The sequence below is a fragment of the Vibrio tarriae genome, assembly GCF_002216685.1.
Classification (GTDB): domain Bacteria; phylum Pseudomonadota; class Gammaproteobacteria; order Enterobacterales; family Vibrionaceae; genus Vibrio; species Vibrio tarriae.
In genome coordinates this window covers 2,674,788-2,699,035 of sequence record NZ_CP022353.1, presented here as the reverse complement: position 1 = coordinate 2,699,035, position 24,248 = coordinate 2,674,788, and the positions used below count along the sequence as shown (strand labels likewise).

The window sequence follows — 24,248 nt, the reverse complement described above, 5'->3', positions numbered from 1 at the left end:
GTAGATTATGGATAAGCGAGTAACCCAAGGCAGTGTGTGGTTTACGTATACGTTATGTGGTGTTCTAACACTTCAACCTGCACTTGCTAATGTTGTCATTGATGGTAACTCAGCTAACACCAGTAAAACTCAAGCCGGAAATGGGGTTGAGGTGATTAATATCGCCACTCCTAATGGTAAAGGTTTATCACATAATAAGTATCAGCAATTTAACGTTGATCCTGAAGGGCTTATCCTTAATAACTCGACTGCTCAGCTTAGCCAATCTCAACTTGGCGGTATTTTACAAAACAACCCGAATCTAAAAGGCAAAGCAGCTGATGTCATTTTAAATGAAGTTACTGGCGCAAATCGTAGCCAACTGGAAGGCTATACTGAAGTCTTTGGTCAACAAGCCAATGTCATATTAGCAAATCCCTACGGCATAACCTGTGACGGATGTGGTTTCATTAATACACCTCGAGTGACGTTATCGACAGGGACTCCAGAGCTAAATAATGAGCAGCTGACAGGTTTTGATGTTTCCAAGGGTAGCGTCACCATCGAAGGGTTAGGTCTTGATGCGACCAATCAAACGTACTTTGACATCATTAGTCGTACGGCTGAAATTAACGCGAGTATCCATGCGAATGATTTGTCGGTCATTACAGGTAATAACAAGGTTAGCTATCAAAGTCATCAAGTGACCGAAAAATCCCCAAAGCCTACGAGTAAACCTGTGTTAGCCATTGACTCTTCCTCTTTAGGCGGCATGTACGCAGGGCGTATTTCTTTGGTAGCGACTGAAGATGGCGTTGGGGTAAACCTTGGCAATCTTGTGTCGAATGTGGGCGACATTGTGCTCACTACAGATGGTAAAGTGCAACTTGCGTCAGCTCAGAGCGCCAAAAATATAGAGATTACTAGCAGTCAAGATGTGGCGCTAACCAACCAGCAAGTTGCGCAAGAGCAACTTAAGATTAGTGCTGATAGAGTAGCTCTGAATCAAACAACGGTAACTGCTGGGGATTTGGTTGAGTTGACAGTGAACGAAGGTTTATCGGTTCAAAACAGCCAATTGTTCAGCGGTATAAAAAACAACAATCAAGTCAAGGCTAATGCTGAGCTTAACATTAAAACTGCTCAACTGACCTTGCAGGGAAGCGAGATTGTCTCCAAAGGCAAGCTATCGGGGCATATTACATCGTTAAAGCTGGACTCAAATAGTGCAGTTGCAGCGAGTGATATTGTACTGACAGATGTTGAGGTCATTGAAAATAACGGTGAGATTAACGTGAACTCAACGTTAGATATTGACGCAGAACAGCTATCGTTAGTCGGCTCTGGCACAACGACCGCAGACTCTATTCAGATAGATGTGAACTCTGCCAATCTTGATAGTCAGATTACCGCCAATACATTATCTGTAAAGGCGCAATCGATATTAGATATTGGGCAAGAGGCCAATTTACAATCAACAGGCACGACAACTCTTAATGCACTGGAAATCACTCAAAAGGGGCAATTGACCAGCAATGGCACCATCACCCTTAATGCTGGCACGCTAACTCATGAGGGCGAAGCGAATGCCAATCAAATTGTCGTCAACGCAGAGTCGTTAGAGCAACGCGGTCAACTCGTCGCTGAGCAAGACATTTCCATCACAGCCAGCAATGCAAACTTATCCGGTAAGGCTCAAGCGAAGCAAACTCTTCAAGTCACTGGTGAGAAAATCAATGTGGCAGGGAAGCTAGAGGCCACGCAGCTCGACATTACTTCCACATCAATCGTCAACATTGACAGTCCAGCGCAGCTCAGTGCCATCAACCAGTTATCTGTTGATACCAATGATGTCTCGAACAAAGGCAGTATTCATTCAGGCGGTGGGCTGACTATTGGCGCTCATACCCTTGAGCTGCAAGGAGCTATGACCAGTGTTGGTGACTTAAAAATCGATACAATAAATTTAGGCATACAGAGCGATATCGAAACGCAAGGGAATCTCAATCTCTCTGCGTCATCGGTCACCAACAACGCTCAAGTGATTGTTGGTCAAAACTTAAACTTGTCTGCTCAAAGCTTATCGAATAATGGGACTCTAACAGCCAGCGGTGATACGTCTGTTTCATTAACGAATAACTTCACTCATGGCTTGTCAGGGACGATATCGGGGCAAAATGTCACCCTTTCTGCTGTCAACTTCGATAACTCAGGTACTCTTCAGGCATTGGATAATCTAAACCTAACAGTTAGCTCGTTAGTTAATAAAGGTGGATTGGTTGCTCTTGGGGATTTCACCACAGTGGCCGCAAGCGGGATTAATAACCAAGGGCTTGTCTATGCGGGACATAATGCCCATCTTTATTCTAATACACTGCACAATGCATCAGATATCGTGGCTGGGCATGACTTATTGATTGCCAAAAATGCAGCGAAACAGAAGAATTTTAGCATAACGAACCACTCTGGCACTATTGAGTCTTTGGGGGGAGACATTGGTCTTTATACCAATAGCTTGAGCAATTCTCGAACTATGATTGATGTTGAAAGCACGACCACTGACGACAGACGAGCTGAGTTTCCAAACGTATTCGAAGCTGTTGATACGGAATACCAACCCGCAGTTATAGAATACGATGCTGATTGTGGCGGGGGGGCAAGTGATGGCAGTCGGACTTGCACAAAATATTCAGTGCAAGCTGAAGATTCCCATTTCACTGTCATTGCCCTTAAAGAAGGCTCTCGACTAAAATCTGCCTCCGCAGTAGGTCGCATTGTAGCGCAAAACAACTTAGTGATTGGCGCTGGAACCGTACTCAACCGAACCAGTCAAATTGCAGGGAACAACGTTACCATCGATTCGGGAACGCTCACAAATGAAGGTTATTTGTTTGATGAGTTCACAATTTACTATGACTACACATTGAATAGCAGTTGGACAAGAACGAGTTTTCCATTTTCTCGAGCTTCAGTGCGCAAAGTCAAAACAGGCTCTTCGGGCCAGCTTAATTCCTCAATCACTGCCAGCAACAATTTAACTCTTAATGTTGCTAACAAGGTCAATAACTCCACGCTTAAGGCGAACGCAACCGCTGTTCAGCCAACTAAATCTGCGTCCGGATTAAATGCGACCCCATCGGCATCGGTGATGGGCCCTACCATTACTTTTGCAAACATGAATGATATTGCATTTCCTGAGTTTGTGTTCCCGAGTACGCCTAATGGGTTATTCATTCTCTCACCTGACCCTAAGGGAAAATATCTCATTGAGACCAACCCTCTGCTGACCAATATGGGGAACTTCTTAGGATCCGATTACTTTATGAGTAGCGTGGGCTTTAACCCAGAGACCGATGTTAAGTTCTTAGGTGATGCATTTTATGATTCACGTGTTATCAGCCAAGCCATTTTTGAGCAAACGGGTCAACAATACTTAAATGCTTCAGTCGGTAGTCAATTAGACCAAATGCAACAGCTGATGGATGCTGCGGCCTCTCAGAAAGTGTCGCTCAATCTGACTGCGGGCATTGCACTTTCTTCTACTCAAATAGCCAGTTTGACTCAAGATATTCTTTGGTATGAAGAGATTGAAGTGAATGGTCAGAGAGTTCTAGCACCTAAACTCTACTTAGCTCAGGCGACAATCGATAACTTGAGCAGTGGTGCTCAAATTGCCGGTTCCAATGTCAGTATCGATGCTGGCGACATAGAAAATAGCGGGCAATTATCAGCAGATTCAAGTCTTGGCGTAAACAGCGCAAACAGCATCACCAATATTGGTGGCAGTATTGTTGGTGGGGATATTTCGTTAACGGCCAAGAAAAATATCATCAATTTAAGCGGTGATATTAAAGGTCACGATGTTTCACTCGAAGCAACCAATGGCAGCATTGTTAATGAAACTCGAGTTAAAACAAGCACGGCTTCATTGGGCAGCAATCATGGAACGTTCACGGATGTCGGTAAGACGGCCACCATTACCTCAACTGGGAACTTGGCTCTTAAAGCCGGTAAGAATATTGAAAACCATGCTGCGGATATTAAAGCCAATGGAGAGGCCAGCTTAAATGCTGGGCAAGACCTCATCGTTAGCTCGAAAGAAGAAACTCATGGCTATGACGTCACTGCGCGAGGGTGGCGAAAAGGGGAAGATGAAACCTCTCAAATTGGCGCGAGTATTACAGTCGGTGGAAACCTAACGATGAGTGCGGGTCAAGATATTGCAGTCACCGCCAGCCAAGTGACATCAAGCGAGAACCTTAGCTTGACTGCTGGTAATGATATTACCGTTCAAACCGCACTCAATAAACAGTCAGATCATACCTATCGGTCGAATTACACGGAAATAAATCGTAGTGAGCAGCACCAAGGGTCGATTCTTGAGGGCAAGAATGTCTCTATGCAGGCTCAAAACGACATTACGTTATCAGGGAGTACGGTTTCAGCAGGCCAAACCGCAAATCTTAAAGCCAAGGGTGATGTCAACATTCTTGCCGTTAATGATAGCGAGTACCACTACGACAAAACTGTCTCGAAGAAATCTTTTGGTCGAAGCAAAACCACCATCAATGAAACCTATCAAGAACAGGTGAAAGGCAGTGTTATTACTGCTGGTAATGATATTGGCATCACAGCTCAAAACTTAGATTCAGCGATTACCGCAGGTGGCGCCAGCAATATCAATGTTATAGGCTCTTCCCTGAATGCTGGAGGTGAAGTGAATTTATCCGCTGATGGTGATGTTACCTTGGCGGCTCAAACTTACAAAGAGTTCGAGCGTCACGAAACCATTAAGAAAGGCTTTGGTGGGCTAAGTGGTAGCCACCAAGGCAACATTGATGATGCCACTTTGCTTAACAGCAGCTATTTGATTAACTCAGGAAATACAAATATCCAAGCAGGTAATGACATTGGTGTTATCGCCAGTGAAGTGTCGAGTGGAGGAGAGGTTAACTTAAATGCGGTGAATAATGTATTGGTTGCCGCTGGAGAAGTGCTCAAGCAGAGCCAAGAGTGGAATGAAAAAACCTCTTTCCTAAGCGGTGGTAACCTGTTTGAGATGGAGAAAAAGCGGGAGGGTCAGCAGAGCTCTACTGCCCAATCGAGTGTGATTCAGTCAGGTGGGAATCTCTTAGTCAATGGTGGTTCAGTGACCGTTATCGGTTCCGAACTTCAAGCTGATAAGAATATAGACTTAACTGCCGATACTGGAGATGTCTCCATTCTTGCGGCAAAAGAAGATACTTATTCATTCTCAAGTGAAGAAAAACTGTCCGTCAGTTTAGGTGGTGGTTTCAATGGCGTTAGCTTTGACGATGGTCAAGTTAAAATCTCTCTCGGTGATGCAACCTACGATAAAGTTAAACAGCAAAGTGATGCGCTGAGCCATAAAGGGAGTGTCATTACAGCAGGTGACAACTTATCTGTGGATGCTGAGTCGTCTATTTTGGTCGAGGGCTCTACGTTGGTTGCCGATAGAAACCAAGACCAATCAGGTGACTTAACGCTGACCGCCAAAGAAAATGTGACCATTAAAGAAGCGGTGGACACACTCAGTGAACAACGTGAAGACATTCATGGTAAAGCTGAAGCTAGTTTGGTTGTTCAGCATCAAGCTGTGGAAGTCGCCAAAGCGGCGCAAGCACTCCAGCAATCGACAAATAAACTCAAGCTGGCAGAGCAAAACTATAAACAGTACAAGAAAGGGCTCGGCTCTCTAGAGTCAACACTGAGCACGTTAGAGCATGAGTACGCTGACAAAAAGCCAGGCGTAACATTTGAAGATATAGAAGAGCTCAATGACCTAATCAGCGAAGTGAAAAGCGATGAAGCATGGTATGTCGCAGGCGTGGCGTTGGCTGCTGAAGATGTCGCTTCCAAAACGACCTTGCTGGTTCAGCAAACAGCCGCCGCCGCACAAAGTTCGGGCACCTATGGCTTCAACGCAGGTCTTTATTTAGACATTGAAGCAAGCCAAACTGACTCCAGCACCTTAACGACTACCTCTGTAGGCTCAACGTTAAGTGGACAAAACATTAAGATAAGCGCTGGAAATAACACGGGTAATCAACTGAATATCCAAGGCTCTGAGCTCGCGGCGAACGACACCCTGTCCCTTGCTGCCAATGAGGTGAATATCACTGCTTCTCAAGATACGCACAGTAGTAAGTCTGAAACTCAATCCGGTAAGGTTGGAGCTTCAATGACGGTGTATGGCGCTTCATCGGGCATTAACCTCAATGCAAGTTTTGACCGAAGCCAAAGCACGTCATCCTCTAAAACCCACAACAACAGCCAACTAAGCGCCGATAATATCAGCATTACTTCTGCTCAAGACACTAACATTAAAGGGGCAACCGTAGATGCTAAAGAGAGCTTAACGCTTGATGTCGGTGGTGACTTGAATGTCGCATCTGTTCAAGACCGTCATAGTTCTAGCAATAAAGGACAAGGCGTTAGTGGTGGCTTATCTCTTTCAGGAGGGAGTGACACTGGACAGTTGACAGGAGGCAGCTCAGGTATCAATGCATCCAATGGACGAACAAGCAGCAAAGAAACGGTTGTAACCAGCTTAACGTCAAATGGTAGCTTAGATATCAATGTTGATGGCAACACAGATATTAAAGGCGCCACCATTGCAGCTCTAGATGGTGAGGGCAAAGATAGTGGCAAACTTAACCTAACCACAGATTCATTAACTTATGCTGATCTTTCCAATACTAGCTACAGTCAGGACCAAAGCTTAGGCCTTAACACCAGTGTAGGTGTAAATAATGGTGAGCTGGATTCGACCAATAACTCAACGTCCCTTCAATACAAAAACACATCTGGTTACGATAAGAGCAAGACGTTGGCAACGATTGGCCAAGGTAACTTAAACATTGGGGATTTAGAGTCTTCCGACGATACTTCTCGCCTCAATCGCGATATCGAACATACAGAAAAAGACCTGTTCACGGTTGACCGTAAACAAGGGGATTTTGATGTCACGATTGATCATCGTCTGCTGACTGAGGAAGGTAGAAGCCAGATAGCTGAAGATATTTTAATCACCGATATGTTCCGTGAAAGTGTTGAACGAGCTATCACGACAGAGCGTGTAGCTATGGCAGACATCATTTCTGAAACAGGAAATCAACTTAATATCTATAACGCAGTTAAACAGAGAATTGCAGATGATCCGACCTTAGCGGCTAAACTGCAAGATCCTAACCTTCCAGCGGAAACCAAAGAGCAGATGTTGGATCAACTTACTCATGCAGCGATTAAGTCACTGGGCTATGACGCAGAGGGTTATGAAAACAAGATCATTGCGAAGGAGGAAGATGTTCGTCAGGGCTTCTACTCTGAAGAGACTGGTAAATCGTATATCAATGATACAAAAACGGATGATACGAAAGGTTTAGTGCTGATCGCTGGACATGAGATGAGTCATTTCATTGATAATCAGACAGGAGGTAACGAGAAATACTCTAAACAAGATCAGGAAACCTATGCTGAGAGCATAGGTGAAGACTTCGCTGATTACACGGATATTGCATTAGGTGTTAATGGTCATGGCGGTATGGCGAGCAGTAATAACCATGTTGGAAATAAAGGTAGTACAGTTGTTAACAATACTTATGCATATAACGGATTAGATAAGAGTCAGGGCGATAATCTTATCTTCGCTGTACCTGTGGTATATGAAGTCGGTATGGCAGTTACAGCTGCAACAGCAACTTATCTACAAGCCAATCCTGATGTAGCAGCATCAATATACGATACTCTTTCAGAGTCGGCTGAAAATGCTGGTCGTACTCTAAATGAAATGTTAACGATAGATCCAAAGTTAACGGATAAAGAGCTGGATGTGCAGGCTGTAGTGGTTTCAAGTCTATTAAAAGATCTTGAAGACCAGAGTCGAAGCACTGAGGACAAGCTAGAGATCTACCGCTTAATTGATGAGTATGACCCTAAAGCTGTTGAGTTGGCTAAAGAGCGTGCGAAGGCTATCTCACCGAATACTGGCGGCAGCAAGATAGTTGAAAACAACAATACAACTTATACTAATCCGATTGATGAAGGGTATGACTCATCTACTGTTACTGAGGTAGGTGGTAGCATCGATGCCTCAACAGAAACGGTAGTCACAACCGAGCAAGGGTTAGGCAAGACTGAATCACCTGCTGAATCTGGCATTGATCCATTGTTGGTTGTGGACGCTAGAAAAACGGACAAGCTAGAAGTTGGAAAGTTAGAAACATACAAGGATTCTAAAAATGTAACAGGAGATGGTAGTATCCATAGAGATCATCAGCCATCTAAAGCGGCTTTATTGCGTCGCGCAGAAGAGTTAAAAGGATCACCTTTAACCCCATCAGAAATAAAAAGAATCGAAAATAACGCACTTACGGTAACCGTACCTGCAGGTGTTCATAAAGCTGGTCCTACTTATGGCTCGAAGAACACCCGTGAGCGTCAAGAAACGGATGCGAATGATCTAAACAAAGCAGCATCACGTGATGCTGATGCTATGGTTGAGAATAGTAAGGAACTTTCACCGGAAAATACTTCGGTTTTAGAAGACGCATGCAGTAAGATAAAGTGCATTACTAATGATGATTACGATGATTTCCTAAATGACCAGTTGGATGATTAATACTAATGATTGATACATTATTCCTGTTATCTCTAATGGAAAAAGCCAGTGGTGATAGCAAGTTAAAATCAGGTTTTGATATATTAAACTTATCCTTACCAAAGGATTTAGCTCTTAATGATGATGAGTATAGAGCTTATGTTGAGTATCCTGAATTTGGACTCTGTATAATCTTCACTGATGAATCTTACTTTGCTGGGAAAGCCAGCTTACCTATTGGTTCTGGAAAGTTGTTTTATTCAGGATTATTTTTTCATTCAGAAGGAAAAGATGGATACTCTGAATACAAAGGCAAATTACCTTTCGGACTATTGTTCACAGATACTCGTCAGGATGTAGTTAATAAACTCGGACAACAATCGTGGCAAAGGTTGGCTAGAGATAAGCAAAGGGTAATATCTGACCGTTGGGATGACTTACCTGATGTACCGTATCGTTTGCATATTACCTATAACAAAGACACTGGAAGAATTAGTATTATCTCGGTAAACATACCTGACAAACCACTGAGTTAAGTTATATACAGCGCCACTCATCCGAGTGGCTTCCCTTTTCCCAGAACCACCCACCACAACCACAGAACCCTCTCTCGCCACCAGAAACAGCAAATTCCAACTGTATCAGCCACGGAAATATATTGTTAACCCCTGCGCTATTAGGGCTGTGATTCGGGGTGTTCTGGGGTTGAAAACATGTTTTATACATAACATATACTTTCAAATCAGCGCATTGAGACAAAAAAAGAATGGGGAGCGTTATTGCTCCCCATTGTCATTTTTTACTGTCGCTGGTGGTAGGTATTACTTTTCTTTGACTGCTTCACAGCCTTCAGGAACGGTGATGGTTGATGCATCCTTACCTGCCTGTTGTGCCGCTTTCACATCCATTTTGTATTGAGTGCATTTGCCTACACTGACGTTAACTGCACCCGAATCTGCTGATGGGTTGCCGCCCAGTGTTCCACCAGCAAAGGCGGAAGAGGCAGAGAAAACTAACGCTGCTGTGATGAGTAGAGGTGACTTGTTCATAGTTGATCCTTACGAGTTGGTTGAGTATGTTATTTGGGAATTGAAAGTTAGAAGGTGTAGACAAAGGTGCCAGCGCTGGAGGTGACTTCGATTTCTTTCACGCTGTCCACGGTGCAGTTGTTGCTGTATCCGGTGTAGGTTTGGCCGAACTTTAACGAAACGTTTCTTGATAGCTCAGAGGTAGTCCCCGCAGGTAATCGGCAGTTGCCACGGTTAATCACCACATCGCTAATTACGGTGTTGTCGGTGATGGCTTGCAGGTCAAAGACCAAGGTTTCCCAATGCGAGTTAGTCGATATCGACACTTCAATGTCTGCCGTTGCTGCTTGGGTCTCTTCTTGGTCGCCACAGGCGGCAAGTCCAATAAACAGGATGGTCATAGCGGCGTATCGGAGTAGGGTGTTGGTTAATGTCATAACGGTGCTCTCCTTATCGGTGAGGGAAATTCAGGGTGTACTGATTCCATCGTGTTCACGCATGAACCGCTCAAGATTGAAATCAGTCGGATAGGTAAAAGAAAACGTCGATACACTGGCCTCATCAATCAAAGGCAAGGCTAGGGTACGTATCGTGTGTTGACCGGATAATCGAAAGAGCAGCAAGAGCGCGTCACACTGAACCGAGAGTCCCAGTGGCTCAATGAGCGCCTTCTCTTGCTGCAATACTTGGCTAGATATCTTGAGCATACGGTTGTGCAGTAACGCCGTGTGTACCGCATTCAACAATTGCCGTTGCTCGTCACTCCACTCGCGAATCGTGGGCAATGCCACATGTACTTTGGCTAACCATGCTTGCTCTTTTGAATGTGCTGAACCCTTGTGTGGCAAGGGTTTGTCTCTCTCCGAGGAGGACCCTTTCCCATAATTCAGTGCATCAGGAACCAGCGGTAGTAAGTACTTGTTGGTCAGTTGCCAATAGAGCATTTCCTGCTTGTTGAGCTTCAGTAATTGCTCTGAGGTTTTCCGATAAACATGGGGCATGCTCATCGAATCACACTCCACATTAAACACGTCCACAATGATGTCATCGAGGTAGCGCTTAATGCTGCGCGTGGTGCGGTGGATATCGAGTAGGGCTAACTGCTGCTGCAACTCTCTAACGGTGATCCATCGATGTTGAGGAATAAGCATCAGCGTATGCAGCAAAGCGGATAACCCTTCAATGCTGGTTTTATTGCTCATGACTACGCTCTCAATACATCAAAGCTCCACACCGGAGTCGGACATTTAATGTCGGGAGAATAGAGGTGGGTCAGACACATAATGTCCAACGGTGAAAACAGCATCAATCGGCATCACCAAAGCGTGAGCCGATTAACATTAACGAGGCTTACGCTTATCACTGAGCTCTGCAACGGTTGCCAATAACCCAATCAACAGCACCACCAGAAACCCTAAACTGGATAGGGCTCCAATGGCACCGAAGAACGGAGAAAGTGAGAACAACGTAATGAGGGCAGTGACAAGTTTGATGGTTTGTAGAAGAAGGGAAGTCATGAGTTATTGCGGGGTGACGGCTATCTCGTTGTAAGCGTCCGTATCGACATAGGCAAGAAAGTTATTCTCCCATAGCCGATACAGCTCTTTAGCATCACGGCTACCTTGCATTGGTAGCCAGCCACGATAAGCAACAAAGAACTGCCCAACCCGAAAATCAAAATCCAAGTTGCGTTCTAGCTCTGGATAGTAGTTCCCCATGTAAGCAAAGTCGGTTATGTACTCAATGCTCCATTCTCCTGTTGAGGTTTGGCAAATCGCCATCTCAACCGGATGGAAGCCGCCTTCTTCCACGCTGTAACTTTTATCACGAAAGTTAAATACCAGATAACGGCTGGTGGTCAGTGCTTCATTACTCAGCAAGTGAGCGGTGAATTGCTCACTTAACAGCTTATGCAGTTTCTTTGATACAGGTAGTGTGGATGCCATAAAGATTAATTTGGACATAGTGAGTCCTCCTTGTTTCAGGATTCAAATAAGAAATACAGAGTGAGAATTATTGGAACGTGCCGACCATCGTCAGTTGCACGTCATCAAAGACGTTTCTGGAAAGGTGGCGAGCAAAAGCTCTCATCCATACCGAGAGTAGCTCTTGTACCTCTGGGTGGGATAAATCAGTACTTCCTACATCGGGTTGATAGCACCAGCGATTAGCCAAATGAAAGTACAACTCAGGTTCAACGGTTGTACTGTTGTCATCGGGGTAAGAGAAGCTGGCAAAGAAGACCACCAGCCAAGGGCTAGAGGCTGACTCTCGCTTAAGCTGCACTTCAATAGGATGCAAACCTTGTCGATGTCGGTAGTAACTCACCTGACGGCAGTTCAGCACGAGTCTCTCGGCATTCTCTGGGAGAGTGTATTGATTCAAAAGGGCTTCCAATGATGTATGTAATACATCATCAATAGAAAGCTCACCATAATGTTGTTCAATCATAACCACCCCCTTTCAGCAAATGATGTGCAGCTATCGCCTGTCACGATATGGTCAAGTACGCGAACGTCCACTAGAGCTAAAGCGTCTTTGAGTCTTTCGGTTATGCGTCTGTCCGCTTGAGACGGCGTAGAGTCTCCAGATGGATGGTTATGGGCAAATATCACCGCTGCTGCATTGACTTCTAACACCGCTTTCACCACTTCTCGCGGGTAGACGCTGGCCGCATCCACCGTTCCTTGAAACAGCTCTTTAAACTCAATCAGTCGGTTTTGGTTATCCAGTAGTAATAAGGCAAACACTTCACGCTCATGGCTGCCTAGCTTACAGCGCACATACTTTTTGGTGGCATCAGGATTGGTTAGGGCATCGCCACGCACGTAGCGGTTAGCCAGTATTTCAGCGGCATGCTCTAGGATTTCATTTTCCTGATAGCGTTGCTGCTTTTGGTAATCGGAAGTTTTGGGATTCATTTCAGGCTCCTGTAGGAATCAATGATGGGTATTCACATTGATGACATATGCCTGAAGATTTTTGGATTTAGTTTTGGTATCAAAATCGGCTTAGAACAAGAATGAAAATACTCCTTTTATTTTGTATACTTCAACAGAGTTTTAGTGGAAGTGAAACAAGGTAGTGGGTCATGTCGGCAGTAGAGACATTCTTGGAGCCGGAAATAAAATCCAATGTTATTAATTACTTAATTGAAAACTGGAAGTTGAGCTCCCAAGATTTAATTATCAATGAATTTACTGTTGGAGACTTTTCCCGCAGAGTTGACTTGGCTGTCATCAAGTCAAGTCGTCTATTTGCATTTGAGGTCAAAAGTGATTCTGATTCATTGATTAGGCTCGAAGGTCAGGTGTCTAAATACCAAGAATATTTTGATAAGGTGATTGTTGTTACAGCTCCTCGGCATACTGTAAAAGCTTTAGAGCTCACTCCTTCTAACGTTGGAGTTTGGGAGATATCCCAAGGTGTTATTACGATTAAACGTAAAGGCCGTATTAAAGAAGTAAACTCTCGGAAAGCGTTTATCGAGATGATGACCGCTGTGGAGTTGAAAAAATTGTCTAGAAACCTTCAGATCCCTAGCCCAAATGTTAAAAGAAAAACCTTGGAAAGAGTGTTGGACAATGTTGCAGTGTCGAAGCTTCGAAATGCTGCTATAGACTTCATCAAAAGGCGCTATCAATCAAGAAATGACAGTTTTTTTGAAAATTTGGAAACCGGCATGAGCACCCCTGATGCTCTTGATCATTTAAAATTACCGAAAAAAGATTTTACATCTACTGATATAGATAGCTTCATTTCAGCTTTAGAAGAGTTAAATCAGACCTTTGGCTCTAAGAACTGCTCAAATAAAATTGTGGCGAACGCTTAAATGGACGCCACACCTTTTTTCAATCTTCCCAATCTTCTTCGGTATCTAACTCACTTATCTCTTCAAAATAATGAATTTGCTGGTAAAGATGAAGGTTAATTCTTACCGCAGTTGCTTTTTGGGCTGAGTTAATACCGTATTTATTACCTTCGGCGGTCTTCTCAATCATTTGTTGCCCCCATGCTTTTAGGTCCTTTATCCAATAATCTGAATTTATCATTTCTTGGGCAGCTTCTTGATAGAGCTCTTCTTTTTCTTCGTCTTCATTTTCATCATCAAATTCTTTTCTGATGAATCTCCAGTCATTTTTTAGTGCATAGTCAATTCTTGGAGGAGGTAAGCCACCACCCCCACCCATAGCTTCAGCACGAGCACTTGCTCTGTCTGAGTAGACTAACTTAATTCCTTCACAATCTTTAACTATCTTGTTGAAAATAAGGCGCTCAAAAATAGAAACTTCCCCTCGATAAGAACGACCAAAAGAATAAGGGAATGAAGTTCCAGAAAAAGCGATTGTTGCTTTAGGAAGCACTTTATGTATACCCTGAATGAACTTGGTGTATTTGTGATGTTCAATTAGGTTGATTCGAGTTAGATCACCGTAATCTAGTATTAAGAACAATTGCTCTAGTTTATACGAACTTAATGTTTGTATTATATTATTGAAGTCCGGAATTGTTAAAGGTTGACTGCCTGCCATTTTTAATCTGACGACGATGGTTCTTTCTAATTCCAGTAGTCGATCTAATTGTTTGTCTAGCTGTTCTAAGTCCTGAAGTCTAACTGTAGGGACGATATGTTCATGCTTTTTGATAAATTCTACCCAGTTCTTATAGCCATCATCTGGCTTGAGTAGTTCCTGAAATTCAAGGAAAACTTTGGCAGCCCCTTCCTCTTGTGCTTTATTCTCCAGTGAGTTGAGGAAATCATCATCAACATCAGCTATCCATGGCCTTTTCCCAAATGCTTTCTCTATGCGATCCATTGATTTATCAAAGCTTTTACAGGCAGCCCAACGTTTTAGTGAGAATGCAGGGAGTAGCTGATTTTTTTCACAATCATATAGTTCTTCGAGAGCTGCCATTTCTGCTGGCTTTAGAGATATCAAAGGAACGTAAGAAGCTATTTTTATATTCATTGATGCCTCCGCTTACTTGACGCCTAATCTATTTTTTAAAGCAATTGCTGAGACTGCCATATCTTCTGCTATAGCTTCATATAACAATTCTCCCTTTTTATCTGCTGCATGATGTTGTTTAAGCCTTAGAACATGTTCCATCGGCATAATGATGTCTGCCGCTAATCTATCCGCTTCTCTCTCTATGGCGGTAGATTGAGACGAACGATATAAAATGTCATCAGTGATTCCATCTTTCAGTAGGTGTCTATGCAAGAGGAAATGTGAAATCTCGTGAGCAAGAGTATAGCGCTGCCTTGCTTTTACATCGTGCCTATTTATTTTTATGTTAACTGTACCATCTTGTTCTTCTTTTATTTGACCTGATATGTTGGCAGTTAAAGTTGTTTTCTTTACCACTAAACCTAGATCTTTAGCTATCTGGCCGAGCTTTACGGGTAATTCAGAGTGTTGTTTTTCAATAACTGATTTTTGAAACTGACTTAGCTTTGTCCATTCCGTGGATTTACTCATGCTTGTTCTTCCTCAAGGTCTAACTCTGGGTACTTACTAAAACCATTCGAGCCGTTATCTTTTATTTGTCGTCTTACAATTAAGTCGACTGCACTTTCTAAGTGTTCCTTAAGTTCACCGTTATCTAGCAAAAATGCTATTTCCTTTTTTGCCACTTCGTTAATCTTTCTATTAGCTTCGTTTCGAGCGACCTCTGAAGCTACAGAGGTTGATAGTTCTTCCGCTGATTTAATTGCACTTTCCTTTACGTTTTTAAACCCAAAGAAAGTAACTATAGCTACAATAACACCAAACACAGTTACTATAATGGTAACACATGCCAATAACAGGCTAACCCATACAGAAAAACTCATTCTGCCTTCAGATTTTTCTATCTGCTCTTGTAACTGTTCTTGTTTTTCTTGAAGGTTAGATATAGCTGCTTTTTGCTTTTCGATTACATTAAGCAAAGTTAAGTCAAGGTTATCAGCTTCTATATTATTTTGAGTAGACGTTCGTAGCTGAGGGGTTTTAGCCTGTGTTTCTTGAGAAGAAGATGCATTTGTTGCAGCTACCTTAGGGGAGTAACTAAGAAAGCACAGCAGAAATGATAGTAGCGAAGTCGAGACTTTTTTCATGTATGTTCTAAAAAATGAGAATGGAGCTACGAGTATGCCACCATATCTCATTACTATCATTGTGACTTTTTCTACTTACTTAAAAACATTGATAAAATTCTTGTTATTTGATTTCATTGATGACAATAAAGTCAGTAGGAAAGTCGTGGATTAACATTTTGGTAAGTATTAAGGATGTAGCATTGTGCATTTACCAAGTAAATCAGATCGTGATTGTATGTGACGCGGCGTCTTCATTTTATACAGGAACTAATACCTCTTTATTTTCAACATTGATTTCTTACCAATGTGGCTATAGATCTTGAATCGGTCTCATCATCAAGTGTCATTGTCAGCTTTAAATGACAATGTTTTGCTCAACTAGCTTGGTAACTTTCTCCAGTGCTTCTTTGCGCTCTTCCAAGTAGTCATATCGATCATAGATACCTTCAACACCTTTCAACTTGTGATTTAGACAGCGCTCCGCGATATGGCTAGGCACTTTGACTGAAGCGAGTAGGCTACGGCAGGTGCGGCGTAGATCGTGAACCGCAAAGTGTTTGATATCGCCCATTTTATTTGGTGGTTGTACCTTACGACCGGGCTCTCGACCAAATAGCTTTGAAATAGCCCTGTTCAGTGTGTCTTTGCCCATGTGAGGTACTTTGCTTTCCCTTCTGTTTGGGAAGACGTACTCCGAGCGACAAGCTCGCTGATGTAGTTCTTTAAACCATTTAATGCACAGATCCGGAAGCGGAATCGTGAAACCTGTGCCAGATTTGCTTCGCTCCGCTGGTAGGTGCCATAAAGCATTATCTAGATCGAACTCAGTCCACTTTGCTTCTGTTAGCTCTGATTTACGAACGCCAAGACAAAGAAGCAGAGCACAAGCTAGGTAGTTGTCTCGATTGAAGCTATAAATGTTTTGGTTGAAGACGGAAAAAACATGTTTAATCTCTTCCAGTTCTAAGACCCGATCTCGGCTTTCTTCAATGCCACCAGCATCATAGTTAGAAAATGCTAGTGCGGGGTTAGACTCAATAACACCAATCTTCATACCGTGTTTAAAAAGCTGCTTACAATACATTAGCGTGTCGTTAGCTGTGGTTGGACGGCCACTGTCAGCGACTATTTGGATGATATTACGGATATCTAAAGGTGTGACACGTTTCAACGTGTATTGACCAATTTGCGGAGAGATCTCTTTCTGGTAGATACGCTTAGGTATATTGGGGTGCTTGAGCCTTTTGGACAAATCCTTGTACCAGTCTTCGAAGAGATCATCGATTATTTGTATATCGGCTTGCTTACTCCGTTTTCTTTCTGCAATAGGGTTAATTCCTTCGCTTATTTGCTTTCGAAGTTCAGATGCTTTCAACCTTGCATCTGCAAGAGAAAGTTCATCGACCTTGCCAATAGTCACCTCCTTTCTTTTCTTAAAAAGGGTGTACCTTAGCATCCAGTATGGTCGACCTATTCTAGGAATCATTAGATAGAAACCATCACCATCGGCATGACGACCCGTTTTTTGGTCTTTTACTATCGCCTTAACTTGGTTGACGGTGAGATTCCCCATCTCTATCTCCTTGAATTTATAGCTCTAATCGAAGTTATCATTACATCACCCTCCAGAAGTGGGGAGTATGTTGTGATATTTATACTACGGTGGGGAGTAAATAGCAAAGTGCTACCCAAGATACTCCCCATTTGTTCATGGCTGTTGATGAATTTTATGGATGTATATGGATGGTGAAAACAGAAAAGCCCTTATAAATAAGGGCTTTGTGGAAGTGTGTGGAATAGAGGGGAATCTATTCTATATTTTGGATCTGCTCCCTCATCTGCTCGATGAGTACTTTCAGTTCCACACCGGAGGCGGTGATATCGGTTGAGATGGATTTAGAAGCCAAGGTGTTCGATTCACGGTTGAACTCTTGCATCATGAAATCGAGTTTTCGGCCACATGAGCCGCCTTTTTTCAGCACTTCACGCGCTTCTTTGACATGAGAGTCGAGACGATCCAGCTCTTCGGCCACATCCGATTTTTGTGCCAGCAGGATCAGCTCTTGCTCTACGCGGCTCGCATCAAGTTCGATTTTCGCCTCTTCAAATTTGCTGAATAGACGCTCGCGTTGCCATTCCAGAATTTCCGGCATGCGCGCACGCACTTTGACGACTTCGGCGCTGATCGCTTGCAAACGCTGCTCAATCAGCGCTTTCATGTTGTCGCCTTCACGGCCACGCGCGGCGATAAATTCGTCCACGCCTTCATCAAACGCACTGAGCAGTGCTTGGTTGATGGCGTCCATATCTTGCTCAGGCGTTTCCATCACGCCCGGCCACTGCATCACTTGGAATGGGTTAATGCGGCTGAGTTCACCGGTCATGTGCATGATCTGGTTAGCAGCATTAATCACTTGCTGGGCGAGTCCTTCATTGATGGTGAGGTGGCTTTGCGCGGCTGGATTTGCTTCAAAGCGCAAATGACACTCGATCTTACCGCGTGACAGGCGCTGACGAAAACGCTCGCGCAGCAGTGGCTCTAAACCACGGAACTGCTCAGGCAAGCGGAAGTACGTTTCTAAATAGCGTTGGTTAACCGAGCGAATTTCCCACACGGCGCTGCCCCAATCGCCTTTGACTTCTTTGCGTGCGTACGCAGTCATGCTGTAAATCATCAGGATGTCCTTTGCTTTCATCTCTTTGTGACTGGCGCTAATAGTAGCAAAGCAGGTAGAACGGCGCTACCGTGCTGAATTCGTTAACCTAGCGCCTATAGGGGCTTTGGGCTATAATCCTGCCCCAACCGAATTGATACAGCCACAAGAAGGTCGAGACCCTATGCGTCCAGATAACCGCGCTGCGGACCAAGTTCGCCCCATCAAAATCACCCGTCACTACACTGCGTACGCAGAAGGCTCGGTGTTGGTGGAATTTGGCAACACCAAAGTGTTGTGTAATGCCAGCATTGAAGAAGGTGTGCCACGTTGGTTAAAAGGCCAAGGGAAAGGCTGGGTGACGGCGGAATACGGCATGTTGCCGCGTGCAACCCATTCACGCACGCGCCGTGAAGCGACCAATGGTAAGCAAGGCGGTCGTACCATGGAAATCCAGCGTCTGATCGCGCGCAGCCTACGTGCTGTGGTGGATCTGGAAGCGATGGGCGAAATCATGATCACCGTTGATTGTGATGTGATTCAAGCCGATGGCGGTACGCGTACCGCTTCGATTACTGGTGCAAGCGTGGCACTGGCCGATGCTTTTGCCCATCTGATCGCCAAAGGCCAACTGAAGAAGAACCCGATGAAAGGCCATGTGGCTGCGGTTTCGGTTGGTATCCTAGGTGAAGATGTGCTGTGCGATCTGGAATATGTCGAAGATTCTGCCGCTGATACGGATATGAACGTGGTCATGACCGAAGAAGGCAAAATGATTGAAATTCAAGGCACTGCTGAAGGTGAGCCGTTCAGTCATGAGCAGTTGCTGGAATTGCTGGCTGTCGCGAAAAAAGGCATTGCCGATATTGTCGCAGTGCAGAAGGCATCGTTGTTAGATTGATTAAGTAGCTCCCAATTGGGGGCTATTTTTTTGCCCTCATCTTCGTCGGTATTGACGCGATGGCTGCGTTAGCAAGTACTTTTTGCCCTAGTCACTTACTTCAGTAAGCTCCTAGGGACTCAAAGTTTTGCTGCCTTGCCCTCACGCCAATATCTTAGAAGATGAATTGTTCTTAAATCGTAAATTTAGAGAAGATGTGATGAAAGCTTACCAGCGTGAATTTATTGAGTTTGCCCTAGAAAAACAGGTGCTGAAGTTTGGCGAATTTACTTTGAAATCAGGCCGTAAAAGTCCTTATTTCTTTAACGCTGGTCTGTTTAATACTGGCCGTGATTTAGCGCGCTTGGGCCGTTTTTATGCGGCAGCGCTAGTGGATTCTGGTATTGAGTTTGATGTGCTGTTTGGTCCTGCTTACAAAGGCATTCCGATTGCTACCACCACAGCAGTCGCGTTGGCGGACCACCACGATGTGGATACGCCTTACTGCTTTAACCGCAAAGAGGCCAAAGATCATGGCGAAGGCGGTAATCTGGTGGGCAGCAAGTTAGAAGGTCGCGTGATGCTGGTGGATGATGTGATCACCGCTGGTACGGCAATTCGTGAATCGATGGAGCTTATCCAAGCCAATAAGGCTGATTTAGCCGGCGTTCTAGTGGCTATTGATCGCCAAGAGAAAGGCAAGGGCGAGCTCTCAGCGATTCAAGAAGTGGAACGTGATTTCGGCTGCGCGGTGATTTCGATTGTGAGCCTGACCGATCTCATCACCTATCTTGAACAGCAAGGCGGTAATGCCGAGCATTTAGAAGCGGTCAAAGCGTACCGCGCGCAATACGGCATTTAAGCCAAAGATTAACGCGCAAATCGAAAAACAGCCTCAATTGAGGCTGTTTTTCTAGCATTAAGCTCAAAAAAAAAAACGCTTAGCTTTGATCGCCATGATGGGAGTTGTCGTAAATTTCACTGCCATCACGCTGAGTTTTCAGCAACGACAAGTTCCACATGTACTGCTCCGGCTGTGGCGTGACCAGGGCTTCAATCGCACGGTTCATCGCCAGTGCATCGGCTTCTTCATCGCCAGTTGGGAAGTTTTGCAGCGCAGGCAAAATGTGCACTTCATAACGGCCTGAATCACTGTTGTAGCATGACATCAAAGGTACTACATGCGCTTTGCACAGCTTAGCCATTTTGCCAAACCCTTTGAGCGTGGCTTTTTCGGTAGCAAAAAACGGTACAAACACGGAGTTTTGCGGGCCGTGATCTTCATCCGGTACCCAGTAGCCAACATAGCCGGATTGAATCGAACGCAAGAAAGGTTTGATGCCCGATTCACGAGTGAAAATTCGGCCACCATACTGCATACGTTGGACGTGCATCAGCCAATCGGCAATCGGGTTGCGCTGTGGCTTCATGATGTTGGCGACTTTGTAGCCGCGAGCCGCCAGCATAACGGCGGCGTAATCAATGGCCCAAGAGTGCGGGACTAACAAAATCACCCGCTCGCCGCTATCTAGCAGCGGCAGCAAGTTCTCTTCGCCAATCAGTTCGCCCCGTGCGTTGTTGTAGCGGGTCGAGCGCACCAACAGCTCTGAATAACCGAGCATAAACTGCGAGGCTTTCACAAACGTATCGTGCAGGATCTGCTCGCGCTCTTGCTCGCTTTTCTCTGGAAAACAGTAGGCGAGGTTAACCCGAGCGCGGCGGACTACGCGGCCATTTTTCTTAATGATAAATGGCACCAAGGGCTTGGCTAATCGATCTCGTATGCGCCATGGAATAAAGGCCAACAGTGCCGCGAAAGCGATGCCGATCCAAGTGCCCCAGTGTTTGGGGTGCAGAAAGCGCCACTCAAATTGCGGGTTATGTAGATGGCGTGCAATGCCGTTGTCTTGATCGCTCACAAATTCACCTTTACTGATAGCGCGAGTTGGTCAGTTCATAGTCCGGCAAAGATTTGAAGCGTTTGTGCAGCCACATCCATTGCTCGGGGGCGCGCAGTATAATCTCTTCGACAAATTTATTCATGTAAGCTGCGGCAGCGGTTTCATCTTTTTGTGGGTAGTCCGCTTCAATTGATTTATCAGCCATGATCTCATAGCGCCCTTGCGCGTTACGGAAACCGGAGCCGATGACAATCGCGCAGTGGCTGGTGTAAGCCAAAATACTGGTGCCGGTGGTGGTACAAGCTTCTTCTACCGCAAAGAAAGGCACAAACACCGACTTATTGTGGCCATAGTCTTGGTCTGGCAGGTAGAACAGACGCTCGCCTTGGCGTAACACGCGGATCATCTGCTTAATATCGGTTCGGTTGATAAGCTGATTGCCATTGCGTGTTCGACCACGGTACTGAATGAACTCATAGGCAGGATTACTGTGCGGACGATACACGCCATAGCCACCGATGCCTAGCACAGCAAACGCGCGCGCGGTGATTTCCAGATTGAGTGCATGTACGCAACACAGCAAAACCCCTTTGCCTGTTTTTGCATGTTGGCGAATGGCTTGGGTATCTTTATCAATCAAAATGCGCTTAAAGCGCCACGTTGGCCAGAACCAAGTGATGCCGGTTTCAATCAGGGCCGCACCGGTGTTTTTGAAGTTTTCCAAGACAAACGCATCGATCTCGCTTTGGCTCATGGTTGGGAAGGTGAGTTCCAGATTACGTCTGGCGATATGGACCCGCTTTTTACCAAAGCGCATCGAAAATTGGCCTAAACTGCGGCCGATTTTTAGCAGCACAGGATAAGGCAGCAGGTTAACCAGCAGGGCGAGTAGGCCAAAACCAAGCCAGACTCCCCAGTATTTTGGGTGCAATAAAGAGAAGGAGAATTCAGGTTTGCTGTATTTATCTTGACTCATTGTACTCACTTAATCTGTGCACTTAGCAGCGCCCAGTATTCATCAAAATTCGCGGTTGGCAGGTATTTGAAATCAGAACGCACAAAGCGATTCAAGCTGCCTTCCACCTGACCGAGCAGCTGCGCGGCGAGGATATTTTCATCCACCGGGAAGGATTTGCCTTCGCGGAGTTTACGTTCACGCAGAATTTGGCGCAAAGAGGTTTCAATCCGTTCAAACAACTGATTGATGCGATCGCGCAAGCGCTCATTTTCAAACATTAAAGCATGCCCAGAGAGAATGCGTGTCAAGCCCGGGTTACGTTCGGCAAAGGCGAGCAGCAGTTGCATCACCAAACGAATGCGATTGAGCGTGTCTTTTTCTTCATCAAAGATGCGGTTGATACGCGACATCAAGGATTCTTCAATAAACTCAATCAAGCCTTCAAACATACGAGCTTTGCTCGGGAAATGGCGATACAGCGCGGCTTCGGACACGCCAACTTGCTTAGCGAGTTTTGCGGTAGTGATGCGTGAAGCCCCTTCATTGGATTCAAGCATCTCGGCTAGAGCTTGCAGGATTTCTTCGCGTCGATTGATTTTTTTATTGCCGGCCATGCCCCGTTTTTCCTTTTGGTTATCACTGCTGATGAACAACAACTACGTCGCAGACTCAGCGCCTGCGACAAAGATGAAACCTTTGAAGTGTAACTAAGCTCAGAGGTTGTTCGAAGCGTGTTGATAAAAATGGTTGAAGTAGGTGGCGAAAATAACGCCTACATTTGCTCATGAATCAAATGCATTACTGCGCTAGCGAGCGCGTCTTTACTGGTTAAAGGTAGGCTGTGTTGCCCTTCTTTCCAGAATAGGGTCAAGGCATTGTCATTGCTGTTAAAGCCTTGGCCAGCAATCGAGACGTCGTTAGCGCAGATCATATCCAGATTCTTGCGCACGAGCTTGCTACGCGCATAGGTCTCGACATCTTGCGTTTCTGCCGCAAAGCCAACGGTAAACGGTCGATTCTCAGTCAGAGCCGCAACGGACGCCACGATATCGGGATTTTTCACCATCTCAATGGTCAATGTGTCGTTATCACGGCTCTTTTTGATCTTCTGTTCGGCCACGGTTTGTGGGCGATAGTCGGCTACCGCGGCGCACGCGATAAAGATCTGGTGTGAGGTTGCCTCTTTCATCACTGCGCTGTGCATTTCTAATCCACTTTGCACATCAATACGATTGACGCCCACCGGCGTTGGCAGATGCACAGGCCCGCTGACCAGCGTGACGTCAGCGCCGAGCTGCGCGGCGGCTTTGGCGAGCGCAAAGCCCATTTTGCCTGAGCTGTGGTTGGTGATGTAGCGTACTGGGTCGAGCGCTTCACGAGTGGGGCCCGCAGTGATCAGCACGCGTTTACCGACAAGAATTTTCGGGGCGAAGAAGTTTTCACAGTGCGCCACTAACTCCATCGGCTCCAACATACGACCTGGGCCGACATCTCCACAGGCTTGTTCGCCAGCCGCAGGACCCCAAGTCAGATACCCACGGCGGATAAGCGTTTGTAGATTTTCTTGGGTCGCGATATTGCGATACATCTGCTGATTCATGGCCGGAGCAATCGCCACTGGCGCGTTGGTGGCCAGAATGAGCGTGGTCAGCAAATCATTGCCCATACCAGCGGCCATGCGCGCGATGAGATCGGCAGTCGCCGGGGCCAGCAGCACCAAATCGGCCCATTTAGCGAGCTCAATATGACCCATCGAGGCTTCTGCCGCAGGGTCAAGCAAGCTATCCGATACGGGACGTCCGGAAACGGCCTGCATGGTCAGCGGAGTAATGAATTCTTTGGCGGCGTGGGTCATCACCACTTGCACGGTCGCACCGCGCTCCACCAATCGACGAGTCAATTCTGCACACTTATACGCTGCGATACCGCCACTGATACCGAGCAGAATCTTTTTGCCTGCCAATGATTGCATTTGGGATCCCTCAAAAAATCTGCGCGCTATGTTAGCACAGCTCGAGCTAAAAGTTGGAGTCACAACCGCCGCTGTGCATCGCGCCACTGGTCGAGCTGCAAAGCATCGGTCATTTCACAGACAATAGACCATGAATATGAGATAAGTCATTCACAAAGCTAACAATAATGAAAG

22 protein-coding genes are annotated in these 24,248 nt (G+C 45.3%); 6 read left to right on the top strand and 16 right to left on the bottom strand.

Annotation, left to right across the window (positions count from 1 at the left end; genetic code table 11):
- Positions 1–7: 7 nt before the first annotated feature.
- Together CEQ48_RS18145 and CEQ48_RS18140 are read left to right on the top strand one after the other, a co-directional pair.
- Positions 8–8,620, top strand: a complete 8,613-nt coding sequence (locus tag CEQ48_RS18145; protein WP_232477864.1) for a two-partner secretion domain-containing protein — start codon at positions 8–10, stop codon at positions 8,618–8,620.
- A gap of 5 nt (positions 8,621–8,625) precedes the next feature.
- On the top strand, positions 8,626–9,135 hold the full coding sequence (locus CEQ48_RS18140) for a hypothetical protein (RefSeq protein ID WP_089072172.1): 510 nt from the start codon (positions 8,626–8,628) through the stop codon (positions 9,133–9,135).
- A 285-nt stretch (positions 9,136–9,420) separates the two neighbouring features.
- On the opposite strand, the gene CEQ48_RS18135 is transcribed toward CEQ48_RS18140, so the two are convergent.
- The 7 genes from CEQ48_RS18135 to radC all read right to left on the bottom strand — a co-directional run bounded on the left by CEQ48_RS18135 (position 9,421) and on the right by radC (position 12,548).
- Positions 9,421–9,648 carry a hypothetical protein gene (locus CEQ48_RS18135; RefSeq protein ID WP_089072171.1) on the bottom strand — a complete coding sequence of 76 codons (228 nt, stop codon included), beginning with the start codon at positions 9,646–9,648 and terminating at the stop codon, positions 9,421–9,423.
- Between the two features lie 47 nt (positions 9,649–9,695).
- Positions 9,696–10,064 (bottom strand): hypothetical protein, encoded by a 369-nt coding sequence (locus tag CEQ48_RS18130; RefSeq protein ID WP_089072170.1) that lies wholly within the window; start codon positions 10,062–10,064, stop codon positions 9,696–9,698.
- Between the two features lie 30 nt (positions 10,065–10,094).
- Positions 10,095–10,829 (bottom strand): WYL domain-containing protein, encoded by a 735-nt coding sequence (locus CEQ48_RS18125; RefSeq protein WP_089072169.1) that lies wholly within the window; start codon positions 10,827–10,829, stop codon positions 10,095–10,097.
- Between the two features lie 138 nt (positions 10,830–10,967).
- Entirely contained in the window at positions 10,968–11,144 is a 177-nt protein-coding gene (locus CEQ48_RS18120) for a hypothetical protein (RefSeq protein ID WP_032477049.1), read from the bottom strand.
- A 3-nt stretch (positions 11,145–11,147) separates the two neighbouring features.
- Positions 11,148–11,591 (bottom strand): DUF2787 domain-containing protein, encoded by a 444-nt coding sequence (locus CEQ48_RS18115; RefSeq protein WP_089072168.1) that lies wholly within the window; start codon positions 11,589–11,591, stop codon positions 11,148–11,150.
- A 49-nt stretch (positions 11,592–11,640) separates the two neighbouring features.
- Positions 11,641–12,078, bottom strand: a complete 438-nt coding sequence (locus tag CEQ48_RS18110) for a DUF2787 domain-containing protein (protein ID WP_198301203.1) — start codon at positions 12,076–12,078, stop codon at positions 11,641–11,643.
- Positions 12,075–12,548: a RadC family protein gene (gene radC / locus CEQ48_RS18105; RefSeq protein ID WP_089072166.1), complete on the bottom strand. Its 474-nt coding sequence runs from the start codon at positions 12,546–12,548 to the stop codon at positions 12,075–12,077. Before radC ends, CEQ48_RS18110 begins: the two co-directional genes overlap by 4 nt.
- 170 nt (positions 12,549–12,718) lie before the next feature.
- On the opposite strand from radC, the gene CEQ48_RS18100 reads away from it, so the two are divergent.
- Positions 12,719–13,459 carry a sce7726 family protein gene (locus tag CEQ48_RS18100; protein WP_089072165.1) on the top strand — a complete coding sequence of 247 codons (741 nt, stop codon included), beginning with the start codon at positions 12,719–12,721 and terminating at the stop codon, positions 13,457–13,459.
- Between the two features lie 19 nt (positions 13,460–13,478).
- Here CEQ48_RS18100 and CEQ48_RS18095 read toward each other — a convergent pair whose 3' ends face one another.
- The 5 genes from CEQ48_RS18095 to CEQ48_RS18075 all read right to left on the bottom strand — a co-directional run bounded on the left by CEQ48_RS18095 (position 13,479) and on the right by CEQ48_RS18075 (position 18,384).
- Positions 13,479–14,597, bottom strand: coding sequence for a beta family protein (locus CEQ48_RS18095; protein WP_089072164.1), 1,119 nt, complete (start codon positions 14,595–14,597; stop codon positions 13,479–13,481).
- Positions 14,598–14,609: 12 nt separating this feature from the next.
- Entirely contained in the window at positions 14,610–15,110 is a 501-nt protein-coding gene (locus CEQ48_RS18090) for an ImmA/IrrE family metallo-endopeptidase (protein WP_089072163.1), read from the bottom strand.
- Positions 15,107–15,727: a hypothetical protein gene (locus CEQ48_RS18085; protein ID WP_089072162.1), complete on the bottom strand. Its 621-nt coding sequence runs from the start codon at positions 15,725–15,727 to the stop codon at positions 15,107–15,109. Before CEQ48_RS18085 ends, CEQ48_RS18090 begins: the two co-directional genes overlap by 4 nt.
- Positions 15,728–16,064: 337 nt before the next feature.
- A complete protein-coding gene (locus CEQ48_RS18080) occupies positions 16,065–17,282 on the bottom strand; it encodes a tyrosine-type recombinase/integrase (RefSeq protein ID WP_089072161.1) in 1,218 nt (405 codons plus the stop codon).
- Positions 17,283–17,517: 235 nt separating this feature from the next.
- On the bottom strand, positions 17,518–18,384 hold the full coding sequence (locus CEQ48_RS18075; protein ID WP_000640567.1) for a YicC/YloC family endoribonuclease: 867 nt from the start codon (positions 18,382–18,384) through the stop codon (positions 17,518–17,520).
- 163 nt (positions 18,385–18,547) lie between these two features.
- Between CEQ48_RS18075 and rph the strand changes: the two genes are divergently transcribed.
- The gene (gene rph, locus CEQ48_RS18070) at positions 18,548–19,264 is read left to right on the top strand and encodes a ribonuclease PH (RefSeq protein ID WP_001247175.1); all 717 of its coding nucleotides are present in this window, start codon (positions 18,548–18,550) and stop codon (positions 19,262–19,264) included.
- A gap of 199 nt (positions 19,265–19,463) precedes the next feature.
- Positions 19,464–20,105 (top strand): orotate phosphoribosyltransferase, encoded by a 642-nt coding sequence (gene pyrE / locus CEQ48_RS18065; RefSeq protein ID WP_002030567.1) that lies wholly within the window; start codon positions 19,464–19,466, stop codon positions 20,103–20,105.
- 79 nt (positions 20,106–20,184) lie between these two features.
- Here pyrE and lpxN read toward each other — a convergent pair whose 3' ends face one another.
- The 3 genes from lpxN to slmA are packed head-to-tail and all read right to left on the bottom strand — an operon-like array spanning position 20,185 to position 22,716.
- On the bottom strand, positions 20,185–21,162 hold the full coding sequence (gene lpxN / locus CEQ48_RS18060; RefSeq protein WP_001283377.1) for a lipid A biosynthesis myristoyltransferase LpxN: 978 nt from the start codon (positions 21,160–21,162) through the stop codon (positions 20,185–20,187).
- A gap of 10 nt (positions 21,163–21,172) precedes the next feature.
- Entirely contained in the window at positions 21,173–22,120 is a 948-nt protein-coding gene (locus CEQ48_RS18055; RefSeq protein WP_198301202.1) for a Kdo(2)-lipid IV(A) acyltransferase, read from the bottom strand.
- A 5-nt stretch (positions 22,121–22,125) separates the two neighbouring features.
- Positions 22,126–22,716: a nucleoid occlusion factor SlmA gene (slmA, locus tag CEQ48_RS18050; RefSeq protein WP_000918350.1), complete on the bottom strand. Its 591-nt coding sequence runs from the start codon at positions 22,714–22,716 to the stop codon at positions 22,126–22,128.
- On the opposite strand from slmA, the gene CEQ48_RS18045 reads away from it, so the two are divergent.
- Complete coding sequence (locus CEQ48_RS18045) at positions 22,672–22,809, top strand: hypothetical protein (protein WP_001889830.1); 138 nt, start codon at positions 22,672–22,674, stop codon at positions 22,807–22,809. The genes slmA and CEQ48_RS18045 overlap by 45 nt on opposite strands.
- 65 nt (positions 22,810–22,874) lie before the next feature.
- Here CEQ48_RS18045 and coaBC read toward each other — a convergent pair whose 3' ends face one another.
- Positions 22,875–24,074 (bottom strand): bifunctional phosphopantothenoylcysteine decarboxylase/phosphopantothenate--cysteine ligase CoaBC, encoded by a 1,200-nt coding sequence (gene coaBC, locus CEQ48_RS18040; protein ID WP_001190958.1) that lies wholly within the window; start codon positions 24,072–24,074, stop codon positions 22,875–22,877.
- Positions 24,075–24,248: the final 174 nt, after the last annotated feature.

Excerpts from the sequence above, each read along its gene's own strand:
- CEQ48_RS18080 (WP_089072161.1), bottom strand. The coding sequence starts at position 17,282 with ATGGGGAATCTCACCGTCAACCAAGTTAAGGCGATAGTAAAAGACCAA.
- CEQ48_RS18140 (WP_089072172.1), top strand. The coding sequence starts at position 8,626 with ATGATTGATACATTATTCCTGTTATCTCTAATGGAAAAAGCCAGTGGT.
- CEQ48_RS18075 (WP_000640567.1), bottom strand. The coding sequence starts at position 18,384 with ATGATTTACAGCATGACTGCGTACGCACGCAAAGAAGTCAAAGGCGAT.
- coaBC (WP_001190958.1), bottom strand. The coding sequence starts at position 24,074 with ATGCAATCATTGGCAGGCAAAAAGATTCTGCTCGGTATCAGTGGCGGT.
- CEQ48_RS18100 (WP_089072165.1), top strand. The coding sequence starts at position 12,719 with ATGTCGGCAGTAGAGACATTCTTGGAGCCGGAAATAAAATCCAATGTT.
- CEQ48_RS18085 (WP_089072162.1), bottom strand. The coding sequence starts at position 15,727 with ATGAAAAAAGTCTCGACTTCGCTACTATCATTTCTGCTGTGCTTTCTT.
- CEQ48_RS18090 (WP_089072163.1), bottom strand. The coding sequence starts at position 15,110 with ATGAGTAAATCCACGGAATGGACAAAGCTAAGTCAGTTTCAAAAATCA.
- CEQ48_RS18135 (WP_089072171.1), bottom strand. The coding sequence starts at position 9,648 with ATGAACAAGTCACCTCTACTCATCACAGCAGCGTTAGTTTTCTCTGCC.
- CEQ48_RS18125 (WP_089072169.1), bottom strand. The coding sequence starts at position 10,829 with ATGAGCAATAAAACCAGCATTGAAGGGTTATCCGCTTTGCTGCATACG.
- CEQ48_RS18120 (WP_032477049.1), bottom strand. The coding sequence starts at position 11,144 with ATGACTTCCCTTCTTCTACAAACCATCAAACTTGTCACTGCCCTCATT.
- CEQ48_RS18145 (WP_232477864.1), top strand. The coding sequence starts at position 8 with ATGGATAAGCGAGTAACCCAAGGCAGTGTGTGGTTTACGTATACGTTA.
- CEQ48_RS18130 (WP_089072170.1), bottom strand. The coding sequence starts at position 10,064 with ATGACATTAACCAACACCCTACTCCGATACGCCGCTATGACCATCCTG.
- CEQ48_RS18110 (WP_198301203.1), bottom strand. The coding sequence starts at position 12,078 with ATGATTGAACAACATTATGGTGAGCTTTCTATTGATGATGTATTACAT.
- pyrE (WP_002030567.1), top strand. The coding sequence starts at position 19,464 with ATGAAAGCTTACCAGCGTGAATTTATTGAGTTTGCCCTAGAAAAACAG.
- radC (WP_089072166.1), bottom strand. The coding sequence starts at position 12,548 with ATGAATCCCAAAACTTCCGATTACCAAAAGCAGCAACGCTATCAGGAA.
- rph (WP_001247175.1), top strand. The coding sequence starts at position 18,548 with ATGCGTCCAGATAACCGCGCTGCGGACCAAGTTCGCCCCATCAAAATC.
- CEQ48_RS18115 (WP_089072168.1), bottom strand. The coding sequence starts at position 11,591 with ATGTCCAAATTAATCTTTATGGCATCCACACTACCTGTATCAAAGAAA.
- CEQ48_RS18095 (WP_089072164.1), bottom strand. The coding sequence starts at position 14,597 with ATGAATATAAAAATAGCTTCTTACGTTCCTTTGATATCTCTAAAGCCA.
- slmA (WP_000918350.1), bottom strand. The coding sequence starts at position 22,716 with ATGGCCGGCAATAAAAAAATCAATCGACGCGAAGAAATCCTGCAAGCT.
- CEQ48_RS18055 (WP_198301202.1), bottom strand. The coding sequence starts at position 22,120 with ATGAGTCAAGATAAATACAGCAAACCTGAATTCTCCTTCTCTTTATTG.